Source organism: Actinomycetes bacterium, from assembly GCA_036000965.1.
In the GTDB taxonomy this organism is placed as follows: domain Bacteria; phylum Actinomycetota; class CALGFH01; order CALGFH01; family CALGFH01; genus DASYUT01.
Window position 1 is genome coordinate 25,573 of the sequence record DASYUT010000293.1, and the last position, 12,555, is coordinate 38,127.

General features: G+C 74.9%; 12 protein-coding genes. 2 read left to right on the forward strand and 10 right to left on the reverse strand.

Going from position 1 to position 12,555, the window contains the following annotated elements; all coding sequences use genetic code 11:
- Nucleotides 1-2 precede the first annotated feature (2 nt).
- From VG276_25985 to VG276_25995, 3 genes are all read right to left on the reverse strand, one after another.
- A complete protein-coding gene (locus VG276_25985; protein HEV8652744.1) occupies nt 3-1,151 on the reverse strand; it encodes an acyl-CoA dehydrogenase family protein in 1,149 nt (382 codons plus the stop codon).
- A 228-nt stretch (nt 1,152-1,379) separates the two neighbouring features.
- Entirely contained in the window at nt 1,380-2,912 is a 1,533-nt protein-coding gene (locus VG276_25990; GenBank protein HEV8652745.1) for a PP2C family protein-serine/threonine phosphatase, read from the reverse strand.
- A 288-nt stretch (nt 2,913-3,200) separates the two neighbouring features.
- Complete coding sequence (locus VG276_25995; protein ID HEV8652746.1) at nt 3,201-3,377, reverse strand: hypothetical protein; 177 nt, start codon at nt 3,375-3,377, stop codon at nt 3,201-3,203.
- Here VG276_25995 and VG276_26000 point away from each other — a divergent pair.
- The gene (locus VG276_26000; GenBank protein HEV8652747.1) at nt 3,376-4,344 is read left to right on the forward strand and encodes an NAD-dependent epimerase/dehydratase family protein; all 969 of its coding nucleotides are present in this window, start codon (nt 3,376-3,378) and stop codon (nt 4,342-4,344) included. The genes VG276_25995 and VG276_26000 overlap by 2 nt on opposite strands.
- Nucleotides 4,345-4,483: 139 nt before the next feature.
- Here VG276_26000 and VG276_26005 read toward each other — a convergent pair whose 3' ends face one another.
- From VG276_26005 to VG276_26030, 6 genes are all read right to left on the reverse strand, one after another.
- Entirely contained in the window at nt 4,484-4,909 is a 426-nt protein-coding gene (locus tag VG276_26005) for a hypothetical protein (protein ID HEV8652748.1), read from the reverse strand.
- Nucleotides 4,791-5,333 (reverse strand): ATP-binding protein, encoded by a 543-nt coding sequence (locus tag VG276_26010; GenBank protein ID HEV8652749.1) that lies wholly within the window; start codon nt 5,331-5,333, stop codon nt 4,791-4,793. Before VG276_26010 ends, VG276_26005 begins: the two co-directional genes overlap by 119 nt.
- Before the next feature lie 13 nt (nt 5,334-5,346).
- Nucleotides 5,347-7,107, reverse strand: coding sequence for a biotin carboxylase N-terminal domain-containing protein (locus VG276_26015; GenBank protein ID HEV8652750.1), 1,761 nt, complete (start codon nt 7,105-7,107; stop codon nt 5,347-5,349).
- 34 nt (nt 7,108-7,141) lie between these two features.
- Nucleotides 7,142-8,674 carry an acyl-CoA carboxylase subunit beta gene (locus VG276_26020; GenBank protein HEV8652751.1) on the reverse strand — a complete coding sequence of 511 codons (1,533 nt, stop codon included), beginning with the start codon at nt 8,672-8,674 and terminating at the stop codon, nt 7,142-7,144.
- Entirely contained in the window at nt 8,671-9,576 is a 906-nt protein-coding gene (locus tag VG276_26025; GenBank protein HEV8652752.1) for a hydroxymethylglutaryl-CoA lyase, read from the reverse strand. Before VG276_26025 ends, VG276_26020 begins: the two co-directional genes overlap by 4 nt.
- 143 nt (nt 9,577-9,719) lie before the next feature.
- Nucleotides 9,720-10,370 carry a PH domain-containing protein gene (locus VG276_26030; GenBank protein HEV8652753.1) on the reverse strand — a complete coding sequence of 217 codons (651 nt, stop codon included), beginning with the start codon at nt 10,368-10,370 and terminating at the stop codon, nt 9,720-9,722.
- Between the two features lie 270 nt (nt 10,371-10,640).
- Between VG276_26030 and VG276_26035 the strand changes: the two genes are divergently transcribed.
- Nucleotides 10,641-11,561, forward strand: a complete 921-nt coding sequence (locus tag VG276_26035) for a Gmad2 immunoglobulin-like domain-containing protein (GenBank protein HEV8652754.1) — start codon at nt 10,641-10,643, stop codon at nt 11,559-11,561.
- Nucleotides 11,562-11,711: 150 nt separating this feature from the next.
- Here VG276_26035 and VG276_26040 read toward each other — a convergent pair.
- Nucleotides 11,712-12,555: TIGR03118 family protein (locus VG276_26040; GenBank protein HEV8652755.1), on the reverse strand; the 844-nt coding region annotated here is incomplete at its 5' end.

Consider the following 12,555-nt stretch of genomic DNA (forward strand, 5'->3'; position numbering starts at 1 on the left):
GGTCAGAGCCCCAGAGAGCGGGCGATCAGGATGCGCATGACCTCGCTGGTCCCCTCGCCGATCTCGAGGATCTTGGCGTCGCGGTAGAAGCGGGCGACCGGGAACTCGTTCATGTAGCCGTAGCCGCCGTGGACCTGGACCGCCTCGCGGGCGCAGGTGACGGCCGCCTCGGACGCGTGCAGCTTGGCGATGGCCGCCTCGCGGGCGAACGGCTGCCCGGCGTCCAGCTTGGCGGCGGCCTGCCGCCAGGCCAGGCGCGAGGTGTGGGCGCGCAGCTCCATGTCGGCGATCTTGAACGCCACGGCCTGGAACGACGAGATCGGGCGGCCGAACGCCTGGCGCTCGCGGGCGTACTTGACGCTCTCGTCCACGCAGCCCTGGCAGAGCCCCGTGGCGAGCGCGGCGACCGCGATGCGGCCCTCCTCCAGGATGCGCAGGAAGTTGGCCAGGCCCGCGCCCTGCTCGCCCAGGGTGTTCTCGACCGGGACCCGGCAGCCCTCGAAGGAGAGCTCCCGGGTGTCGGACGCGTGCCAGCCGACCTTGGAGTACGTCCTGCCCAGGGTGTAGCCCGGCGTGCCGGTCGGCACGATCACGTTGCTGATCTCGGGGCGGCCGTCGGGCCGCTCGCCGGTGGCGGCGGCCAAGACGACGAAGCCGGAGCGGGGCAGCCCGGCGTTGGTGATGAACGCCTTGGTCCCGTCGACGACCCAGTCGTCGCCGTCGCGCACGGCCCGGGTCCGCAGCGCCCCCGCGTCGGAGCCGCCGCCCGGCTCGGTCAGCCCGAACGCGGCGATCCGCTCGCCGGTGGCCAGCGGCCGGAGCCAGCGCTGCTTTTGCTCCTCGGTCCCGAACCGGTAGACCGGCATGGCCCCGAGGCCGACGGCGGCCTCCAGGGTGATCGCGACCGACGAGTCCACCCTGGCCAGCTCCTCGACGGCCAGGCACAGGGTCAGGTAGTCGGCCCCCATGCCGCCGTACTCCTCGGGAAACGGCAGGCCGAACAGGCCCATCGCGGCCATCTGGTCGAGCACGGCCTCGTCCAGCTCCTCGGCGCGGTCCATCGCCTCGGCCCTGGGCGCGACCACCTCCTCGGCGAACTCCCGGACGATCTTGGCGAACTCCTGCTGTTCGGGTGCGAGCTCGAAGTCCATGAAGGCTCCCTCGTGGGGCGGCGTCGGGTATGGCGCTGGTGGCGCGCGGCCATGCTAACGGCGGCCGGCGCCGCAGCGCCCCAACCGCCGCGAGGAAGTCGACGGAGGCGTGGAAGTCGACGGAGGCGTGGAAGTCGACGATTGGCCGTCGCCGGTCACGGCGGGGAGGCGGCCCGGCCGTCCCCGCCCGGCCCGAGGAGGCGCCTCAGGTACTCCGTTGCCACGGAGTCACTGGTCGGGGGCGTACTCGAGGCCGAGCAGGGCCAGGTCGTCGGCCCGGTAGTCGGCGCTGTGCTCGTTGACCATCGCGACCAGGCGGTCCAGGGCGTCGTCGAGGGTGCCGGACCGCACCGCCTGCTCGAACCCGGCCCGGTCGATGAACGCGCCGGCCGCGTTGCGCGCCTCGACCAGGCCGTCGGTGTAGCAGACCAGGCGCTGGCCCGGGTGCAGCCTCACCTGCGCCTCGGCCGCCCGGGTGCCGAGCCCGAGAGGCGCCCCGACCGCGGCGGGACGGGGCCCGTCCCCGAGCGGGTACGGGTGCCCGGCCGAGGCGAGCACGAACTGCCCGCCCGGGTAGGCGCGGCCGGCCAGCGCGGTCACGAAGTCCTCGTCGCCACCCTCGCGGGCGACCACGCGGTCCAGCCGGCCGAGGAGGCGGGCCGGGCTGGTCCCCTCGCCGGCCAGGCTGCGGAAGGCACCCTTGAGCACCGACGCGAGCGAGCTGGCCTCGAGCCCCTTGCCGCGGGCGTCGGCCAGGATGAACGCCAGCCCCTTGCCGTCGTCGACCTCGATCAGGTCGTAGAAGTCCCCGCCGATCTGGGCGAGGCCGCTGGCCGACTGGTACCTGACCCCGACCCTGTACCCCTGGGCCCAGCCGGGCGGGGTGGAAAGCAGCAGGGCCTGCACCCGCTCGAGCACCTCGGCCTGGGCCCGCGCCCGCTCGGAGCCCGAGATGGCCCGTGCGCCCAGGTCGGCGAACTGCTGCGACCCGGCGAGCGCCTCGGCGGTCAGGCGCGGGTCGCGCCGGCGCCAGGCGAGCGCGATGGCGCCGGTCTGCACGCCGTCCGGGTCGAGGAGGGGGAGCCAGAGCAGGCTGCCGAGCCCGCGTGCCTCCAGCATGGCCGCCTCGGGCGCGGCGGCCGAGCGGACGCTCGCCTCGACCGGCCGGGAGGCGAACGCGCCGGGTGTGCCAGCCCTGGACAGGCGGCTGGGCATGGGCGGGATCAGCTCGTGCCGGTCGCCCGCCTCGAGCAGCAGGCGCTCGCCGTCGCGGCGGTACACCGCGGCCGCGTCGGCCGCGTACAGGCTGCGCGACGAGCGGGCCAGCAGCCGGTAGGCCTCCTGCGGCTCGACCCCGGCGACGAGCAGGGCGGCCATGGTGATGGTGTCGACCGACCGCTCCAGGGCCGACTGCTCCCGCCGCACCGCGCCCTGGTTGATGAGGGCGACCAGGGTCCCGACCACGATCAGCACGAGCCTGGCGATCTGCTGGGCGCTGGCCAGCTCGTGGTTGAGCTCGCCGAGCACGACGCCGGCGCCCAGGGCGGCCACCCCGGCGGCGAGCACCTGGCGCCGGTCGGTCGAGAGCCGGCTGGCCAGCAGCGGGCTGAGCACCAGGAACGGGACCGTGCTGAGGTTGCCGCCGGCGACCAGGTCGGCCGCTGTCACGACCACGATCACGAGGTACGGCAGGAGCCAGCCGCGGGTCAGCGCACGCATGGCCGCGCCCAGCCGGGCCGGCGGCTCCGCCACCTGTTCCATGCCCCTCCCCTCGCGCTGCCACACCCTCGCCCCCCTCCACCCCGCGTACCCTGCCCGACCGAGGGGTCGGCGACAAGAGAAGCGGGACCGGGAGTTTGCCACGGGCCGGGGGTGGCGGCAGCGCGGGACCGGGAGTTTGCCACGGGCCGGGGTGGCGGCAGCGTGGAGCTCCCCACGGGCCGGGCGTGGGGTAGAGGTGGGAGCTACCGGTGTGCATCCCGGTCGCGCCGGTAGGATGGCGCCGATCGCCGCCGCCGGCCGGGACCCGAGGGTCGCGGCCGCGCGGCCCTACCCGACCCTGAGACCCTGGCCCCCGGCCCCGACCCTGGCCCCGACCTCGACCCTGGCCCCGACCCTGGCCCCGACCCTGACCCCGGCCTCGGCCCTGGCCCCGACCTCGACCTTGGCCCCGACCTCGACCTTGGCCCCGAGACCTGGCCCCGACCGGCTGAGAGGCTGACCCATGCGCACCCTGGTAACCGGCGGCGCCGGGTTCATCGGCTCCGCCCTGGTCGACCGCTTGGCTCACGACGGGCACGAGGTGACCGTCCTGGACGACCTCTCCACCGGCAAGCTCGACAACCTGGCCGACGCGTTCGCCTCGGGCCGGGTCGAGCACGCCGGGGCGGACGTGGCCGGGCCCGAGCTGGCCGGGGTGGTGGCCGAGGTCCGCCCCGAGGTCGTGTTCCACCTGGCCGCCCAGATCGACGTGCGCCGCAGCGTGGACGACCCGGTGCACGACGCCCGCGTCAACGTGCTCGGTTCGGTCGCGCTGGCCAAGGCGGCGGCCGAGTGCGGCGCCCGGCTGCTGTTCGCCGGGTCGGGCGGCACCGCCTACGGCGAGCCGGACCCGGCCGACCTGCCGATCGGCGAGGACTACCCGCCGCGGCCCACCAGCCCCTACGGCGTGGCCAAGCGGTCGGTCGAGGACTACCTGGCCAGCTTCCGCGACCTCCACGGGCTCGAGTGGGTCAGCCTGCGGCTCGGCAACGTCTACGGCCCCCGCCAGGACCCCCACGGTGAGGCAGGGGTGGTGGCGATCTTCTGCAACCGGCTGCTGTCCGGCGAGCCGGTGACGGTCTTCGGGGACGGCAGGCAGACCCGGGACTACGTGTTCGTCGAGGACGTCGTGGACGCCTTCGTGGCCGCCGCCGAGGGGCACGAGGCCGCGGTGGGGACCAGGCTGAACGTCGGCACCGGCACCGAGACCTCGGTGCTCGAGCTGTACGCGGCCCTGCGCGAGGTGACCGGGTTCGGCCCCGACCCGGTGTTCGCGCCCGCCCGTCCGGGCGAGCTGCAGCGCATCTCGCTGGACTCGCGGCGGGCCGAGGAGCTGCTCGGCTGGCGCCCGCGGGCCGACCTGGCCAGCGGCCTGCGCCATACCTGGATCTGGGCGTTCCAGGAGGTCAACGCGGGGAGCGTCGGCGGGTGAGCCCGGCGCCGCCCGCGAGCGGGCGTTCTGCGCGGGCGCCGACTTGAAGCAGCGGGTCGGCTCGTAGCCGGGGTCGGCTCGTGGCTGGGGTCGGCTCGTAGCCGGGTCAGCTCGTAGCCGGGTCAGCTCGCGGCCACGGTCAGCTCGCGGCCGGGAGGGCGCGGCGGAGCTGGTCGCGGACCTGGGCCAGGTAGGCGGTGCGGTAGGCCTTCACCTCGGGCGACGCCTCCAGGATGGCCAGGTCGGAGTCCATGGCCCAGCTGTCGAGGTCGTCGAGCAGGCGCTCGAGCTGGTCGCAGGCGTCGAGCGCGTCCGGCACCAGCTCGTCGGCGATCTCGACGCGGGCGGTGAAGGCGGGCTCGCCGGCGAGGTAGGCACGGTCGACGATCGGGTCGACCGGATCGGGGGGGAACTGCCGGCGGAGACGGTCGAGGAGGTCCTCGTACCTATGCGGCGGGGTGTCGGGCAGCAGATCGAGCAGCTGGGCCTCCCGCCGGACCGCTTCGTAATGGTCCCTGCTCCGAACGTGGAGTGCCGGGTCGAACGGGCCCACCTCCAGCTCCATCCCCTACCTCCTCATGGTGCACGTCGAGCTCGAACCACACCACCCGGCCGTCCGGGCCCCCCTCGACGCCCCAGCGGTGGCACAACGCGTCGAACAGGTCGAGTCCACGCCCGGTGACCGACTCCACGTGGTGGACGCGCCGCCGCGGCTCGGTGGGGGCGCCGCCGTCGCGCACCTCGACCCGGAGGGTCCCGTCGGTCAGGACGTACTCGACGGTCAGGGTGCCCTCCTCGTGGCCCGACGCGGTGTGGAGCACCGCGTTGGTGACCGCCTCGCTGGTCAGCAGCGCGGCGACCTCACGGGCGGGAGCGCCACGGCCGAGCGCGGCAGCGACGAAGCTCCGGGCCGGCCCGACCTGGTCGGGACGGCCCGGGAAGACCCGGTACGCGCGCTTCCTGTCCATCCTCGCCTTCGACGCCGGCATACCGGCGGCCCCCCTATGCTCGCCCGCTCTCCGACAGGGGATCGGCTTCCGGGCCGCCTTCCAGTACCACTACCGGCTGGCCGGCGGAGACCGCATCCCCGGCAGCGTACTCTACCGCGATCACGGTCCCGGCGAATGGCGCCCGCAGCGGAGTCTCCATCTTCATCGCCTCGACCACCGCGAGCAGCGTCCCCGCGGCCACCGCCTGGCCGGGCGCGACCTCGAGCCGGACCAGGGTGCCGGCCAGGGGAGAGACGACCTTGGCCAGTTCGTCGGCGCCCTTCGCAGCCAGGTCCGAGGGCCGGTGGCGGTAGAGGCGGACCGGCCACGCCGCGCCGTCCACGGTGACGGTGAAGTCCGGCTCGCCGCGCGGCTCGCCGCCGGGCGCGACCGCGGCCAGGTCGGTGAGGTCCAGGGTCTCCTCGAGCCAGGTCGTCCAGTGCCGGGACCGGCCGAAGTCCTCGGACGCGAGGATGCGCCGGAGCGCGGGCACGGTGGAGGCGACGCCCTCGACCCGGGTGGCATCCAGGGCCCGTGCCATCCTGGCGATCGCCGCGGCCCGGTCGGGGCCCCAGGCGACCACCTTGCCGAGCAGGTCGTCGTAGAACGGGGAGACCACGTCGCCGGTCTCGTAGCCGGCGTCCACGCGCACGCCCGGGCCGCCGGGCCAGGCCAGTGCCGTGACCGGGCCGGAGGTGGGCAGGAAGCCCCGGCCCGGGTCCTCGGCGTTGACGCGGCACTCGATCGCGTGCCCGGTCACCCGGACGTCCTCCTGGGCGAGCCCGAGCGGCTCGCCGGCGGCCACCCGGAGCTGGGCCTGGACGATGTCGACCCCGGTGACCAGCTCGGTGACCGGGTGCTCGACCTGGAGCCGGGTGTTCATCTCGAGGAACCAGGCGCCGCCCGACTCCGGCTCCCAGAGGAACTCCACCGTGCCCGCGCCGACGTAGCCGCACGCCTTGGCCGCGGCCACCGCCCAGGCGGTCAGCCGTTCCCGCACCGCGGCGGGCAGGCCCGGCGCCGGGGCCTCCTCGACCAGCTTCTGGTGGCGGCGCTGCACCGAGCAGTCGCGCTCGCCCAGGTGCACGATGGTGCCGTGGCCGTCGGCGAGCACCTGCACCTCGACGTGGCGGGGCCGCTCGAAGAAGCGCTCGAGGTAGCAGGCGGGGTCGCCGAACGCGGCGGCCGCCTCGCGCGCGGCCGCGGCCAGCGCCTCGGCCGCCTCCCCGGGGGCGCGCACCACCCGGATGCCGCGGCCGCCGCCGCCGGCGGCGGCCTTGACCGCGACCGGCCAGCCGTGCCGCTGGCCGAACGCGACCACCTCGCCGGGCCCGGCCACCGGCTCGGTCGTCCCCGGCACCGGCTCGACCCCGGCTGCCAGCACCGCCCGGCGGGCGGCCAGCTTGTCGCCCATCTGCTCGATGGCGTCGGCGGGCGGGCCGATCCAGACCAGCCCGGCCGCCTGGACTGCCCTCGCGAACGCGGCGTTCTCGCTGAGCAGCCCGTAGCCGGGGTGGACCGCCTGCGCCCCGGCCTCGCGGGCGGCGGCGAGCAGGCGCCCGGCGTCCAGGTAGGACTCGGCGACCGCGGCGCCGCCGATGGCGACCGCGCGGTCGGCCTCGCGGACGTGCAGTGCCCGCGCGTCCGGGTCGGAGTGGACTGCGATCCCGACCAGGCCCGCCTCGCGGCAGGCGCGCAGCACCCGCACGGCGATCTCGCCCCGGTTGGCGACCAGGACGGCGCGGAACGGGCGCCGGGAGCCCGACGGCCTCACGGACGGCCCCCCGGCGGGACCCGGACGCGGCCCATCAGACCGGGGGGACGCCGTGGCGGCGGCGGGAGAACTCGCGCTCCTTGCCGCGGGCCGCGGCCAGGCGACGGGCCACCTCGGCGCGCAGGTCCTCGGGGTCGACCACCGCGTCGACGACGAGGTCGGAGGCGAGCCGCACCAGGTCGACGTCCTCGCGGTACTCCCGCTGCAGGCGGGCCGTTTCGGCCGGGCGCTCGGCCTCGGGCAGGGCGGCGATCTTGTTGTAGTAGACCGCGTTCACCGCGGCCTCCGGTCCCATGACCGCGATGGAGGCGGTGGGCAGGGCGATGGTGGCGTCGGGTTCGAAGCCAGGCCCGGCCATGGCGTACAGCCCGGCCCCGTACGCCTTGCGCACGACCACGCAGATCTTGGGGACGGTCGCCTCGCTGACCGCGGTGATCATCTTGGCGCCGTGGCGGATGATCCCCTGGCGCTCGACGTCCTTGCCGATCATGAAGCCGGGCACGTCAGCCAGGAACACCAGAGGGATGTTGAAGGCGTCGCACAGCCACACGAACCGGGCCACCTTGTCCGCCGAGTCCACGAACAGCACTCCGCCCTTGGCCAGCGGCTGGTTGGCGACGACGCCGACCGCGCGGCCCTCGACGCGGGCCAGGCCGGTGACCACCTCGGGCGCGAACTCCCGCTTGACCTCGAAGAAGCTGGCCTCGTCGCAGATGGCGGCGAGCAGCGGCAGCATGTCGAACGGCTCGCTCTCGTCCAGCGGGATGAGCGGGGCCACCGGGCCGGTGTAGGCCGGGCCCCTGGGCTCCTCGACCGGAGGTTCGCCGCGCCAGTTGCCCGGGAAGTACGACAGGTAGCGGCGGGCGGCCTGCAGCGCTTCGTCCTCGTCGGCGGCCAGCAGGTCGCCGCACCCCGACACCCGGCAGTGCATGGCCGCCCCGCCCATCTCCTCGAGGGTGGTCCGCTCGCCGATCACCATCTCAGCCATGCGCGGCGACCCCAGGTACATCGAGGCGTTCCCGTCCACCATGAAGACCACGTCGCAGAAGGCGGGGATGTAGGCGCCGCCCGCCGCCGACGGCCCGAACAGGCAGCACACCTGGGGCACCCGGCCCGAGAGCCTGACCTGGTTGTAGAAGATCTTGCCGGCCCCGCGGCGGCCCGGGAACATCTCGACCTGGTCGGTGATGCGCGCCCCGGCCGAGTCCACCAGCCACACCATCGGGAGTTCGTGGCGGAGGGCGTACTCCTCGATGCGGATGATCTTCTCCACGGTGCGGGCGCCCCAGGAGCCGGCCTTGACCGTCGAGTCGTTGGCCATCACCGCGACCGTCCGGCCGCCCACCGCGCCGACCCCGGTCACCACCCCGTCGGCGGGCAGGTCGCCGGCCATGGCGTTGGCGAGCAACCCGTCCTCGACGAAGCCGTCGGCGTCGTCGAGCAGGCGGCGCAGGCGCTCGCGCACGAACAGCTTGCCCTGCTCCCGCGCCTTGGCGTGGTAGCGCTCGTCCCCGCCGGCCACCGTGTCCTTGGCGAGCGCGCGGAACGCGGGCTCGGGCCGGGTCATCGGCTCGCCCGCCTGGTGCGCGGGCCGGCGACCAGCACCTGGCTCCGGAGGGGGTGGGCGACCAGTTCCCCGGCCACCCGGGCGGCGGCGAGCAGGGCGTCCAGGTCGACGCCGGTGGTCACGCCCATGTCCTCGACCATGTGGACGACGTCCTCGCTGGCCACGTTGCCAGCCGCGCCGGGCGCGGTCGGGCTGCCGCCGAGCCCTCCGACCGCGGTGTCGACGTCGGCGCACCCGGCCTGCAGGGCCACGACCAGGTTGGCCAGGCCGGTGCCGCGGGTGTCGTGGAAGTGGCAGTTCACCGCCGGGACCCGGCCGGCCAGCGCGGCCAGCAGCGCCTCGACCCGCGTCGGGGTGGCCATGCCGGTGGTGTCGCCGAGCGAGACCGCCCGGCAGCCCAGGCCCGCCAGCCGCTCGGCCAGCCCGACCACCCGCGCGGGTGGCACCTCCCCCTCGTACGGGCAGCCCCAGGCGGTGGACACGGTCGCCTCGACCGGGGTGTCACCGGCCAGGCGCACGACCCCACCGATCTCGTCCAGGGTCTCGGCCACGGTGCGGTTCACGTTGGCCTTGTTGTAGCTCTCCGAGGCGGCCACCACGACCTGGAGCTGGTGGGCGCCGGCGGCCAGGGCCGCCTCGGCCCCGCGCCGGTTGGGCACCAGCGCCGAGTAGACCACCCCCGGCCGGCGCCGGATGGCCGCGAAGACCTGGTCGGTGCCTGCCATGGCGGGCACCGCCCTGGGGGAGACGAACGAGCCGACCTCGATCCGGCCGACACCGGTGGCCGACAGCGCGTCGACCAGGCGCACCCGGCCGTCGACGGGCACCGGCGGCTCGCTCTGGAGCCCGTCGCGCGGGCCCACCTCGCGGATGCTGACCGACGCTGGGAGCTGCACCGCCACCTCGGACAGGGAACGCGGTCCGGACGCCACGATCGTACCCGCCCACCCGGCGGGCACGCCCCACTGGCGGGCACGCCCACTGACGGGCACGCCCACTGGCGGGCACGCCACCACCCGGCGCGCACGCCCCACCAGGGCGGCGGCTACAGGCGGTCGAGGAGGTCGCGCTTCTTCTGCTCGAACTCGGCGTCGGAGAGGGCGCCGCGCTCGCGCAGGGCGGCCAGCCGCTCGAGGTCGTCGAGGGCGCTCGGAGCCCGGCCGTACGCCTGGGGCTGGGGCGGGGTGGCGTGATGGGCCAGCATCCGCTGGCCGTTCTCCTCCATGCGGTGGTAGATCTCGAGCTGGACCGCCTCGGGGTTGCGGATGTTGTAGAAGGTGTTCTGCCCGTGCTCGCCGGCCGACTCGATGACCAGGTCGCCGGCGCCGAGCAGCCGCTCGAAGACCGACTGCGAGAAGGTCACGTCGTTGATGCGCTCGAGCGGGATCTCCCGGGCATACCTGGACAGGAAGCCGCGGCGGAAGATCAGCCGATCGGTGGTGAGCACGAAGTGGGTGGTGGCCCAGCGCACCACCCGGGGCGCGACCCAGAACAGCAGAGCGGCCAGCCCGACCGCCTGGACGCCGAGGCGGGCCGGGCCCTGGAGGTTGCCGCCGGGCATGAACCCCCAGGCCAGGCTGGTCACGACCACGATGAGCAGGGCCAGCAGCGCGGGGCCGACCAGCGTCCACCAGTGCGGGCGCAGGTCGTAGACGACCTGCTCGTTCTCTCCCAAGAGCCGCTCAGGGAACGGCACGCTGGCGACCTCCTCTGACCGACACCCCAGAACCGCTGACCGACGCCCAGGACCGCACGGAGCGTAACAACGGTCTCGTTCCCCCACAAGGAACCGCGGCCCCCCCACCAAGGAAACCGCGGCTCAACCAGGTTCGGTCGCACAGTCCCGCGCCCGGTAACCGTTCGGGGCCAGATCGGGGCCGTACCGTTGCGGATTCGCAACCAACCGGGGGAACCGTAAGGGCGGTACCGGGGCTGTCGTGGCCCCCGGCGGGCACCAGGAGGCCGGTTGGGCGTACGGCGGGTGATTGCGGAGCTGGCCGGACTCATGGTCGTGGTGCTCGCCACGGGGTGCACGTCCTGGGTCGACTCGGCGTCGCCGCCGGAGGCGACCGGGAAGCGCCCGGATGCGGTGGCGGCGGTCCCGTCACCCACGTTCACGGCACCGGCTCCGGGCACGGCCGGCCGCCGCACCCCGTTGATCATCTACTACCCCCGGAGCGTGAAGGGCCGCTGGTACCTCGTGCCCGAGCGGCACCAGGTCGCGCTCGCCACCCAGCGGGTCGAGGCGGCGCTCACCGAGCTGCTGGCCGGCCAGCCTGTCTACCCCGGCTCGACCAGGCCCTTCCCCGCCGGCTCCCGGCTGCTCGGCCTGACCGTTGAAGGGGGTACCGCAACCGTCGACCTCTCCCGCGAGGCCGTGGGGGTGCGACGCGGCGAGCCCACCCGCTACGCCGTGCAGGCGCTGGTGTGGACCGTCACCCGGGCCGAGGACGTCCGGCGCGTGCTGGTCCAGGTCGAGGGGCGGACCGCCGGGGAGGTCGACGGCCGCTCGCTCGCCGACTTGTGGGGCGGGCGGGGCAGCCCGGCCGGGCTGGTCAGGGACCGGGCGGTCCGCCTCGCGCCCGTGGGGCTCACCGAGCCGCACCCGGGCGCGCGGGTGGAGGGCGACCGCATCGTGATCAAGGGGGAGGCCTGCGTGCCCGAGGGGGTCGTGAGCCTGCGCCTGTGGGACTCGACGGGCAGGGTGGCGGCGCAGGGGTTCACCACCACCGGTGGGGGCGCGCGCAGGCGGGTGCCGTTCACCGCCTCGCTCGCGTTCGACCCGCCGGCTACAGCCGGCGACTGGACGCTCGAGGTGTTCGAGGCGAACCCGCACGACGGGTCGGCCCGCTACTCGGTGCACGTCCCGGTCAAGGTCGGCCGGTGACCAGCGCGGGCGCACCGCCACCCTTGGGCGCACCCCCGACCTGCGTGACTGGCTCCTCCAGGGCCACCTCGCGCTGTACCGCCGCGCCAGTCGGGTCCGGTGCCGCCGGAGCGACAGCGGCACCGGACCGGCTGGCCGCTGCAGCGGCGGTTAGCTCGCCGCCTCGATCGCGCCGAACAGGCCGTGGGTCTCGTCGGCGATGCCGGCGGTGAACAGCAGGGTGGTCGGGTTGCCAGTGATGCCGTTGCCGAAGCGCAGCGCCCACAGGCCGTCGATCTCGACCGGGCTGCCGTCCTCGTGCCTGAGGCGCCCGCGGAACTCGCCGGTCGTCGGGTCGTAGGCGTTGATGCGGCCGTTGCCGAAGTTGCCCACCAGCAGCGCGCCGCTGAAGCGGCCGAATCCCGCCGGGGCCAGCGCCAGGCCCCACGGGGCGTTCAGCTGGCCCCGCTCGATCAGGTGGCGCAGCAGATGGCCGCTGGTGCTGTAGACGTCCACGAAGCCGAGGCTCGGGCCGGCGACCTCGTCCTCACCGGCGGCGTCCTGCTTGGCGTAGGCGACGTACAGCAGGCCGCCGAGCTCCTGGACGTTGAACGGCGCGAAGCCGGGTGGGATGTCGGCGTCTGCGAAGCCGCCCGACAGGAGGACTCGGTTGAAGCTCGAGTCGAAGACGTCGATCCGCCCCTGGTGGAAGTTGGCCGCGTACAGCAAGGTGCCGGCTGCCGTGTCGGCGATCGCCAGGCCCTTGTAGATGGCGTCGGGCACGCTGGCGCCGACCTGCGCCTGGGTGGAGGGGGGCGGCGGGGGCACAGCGGGGCTCCAGCCGGTGACCAGCCCGGCCTCGGAGTCGAAGATGAACCCCTCTTCCTTCGCCCAGGCCCGGCAGTACGCTTCCCAGGGCTGGCCGGAGGCTGGGTGCGCCTTCCGGGCGGAGGGCGGCGGGTATAGCGTCGGCGCGGATCGAGCACCGGTCAGCGGCTGAGGGGCGTCCCATGGA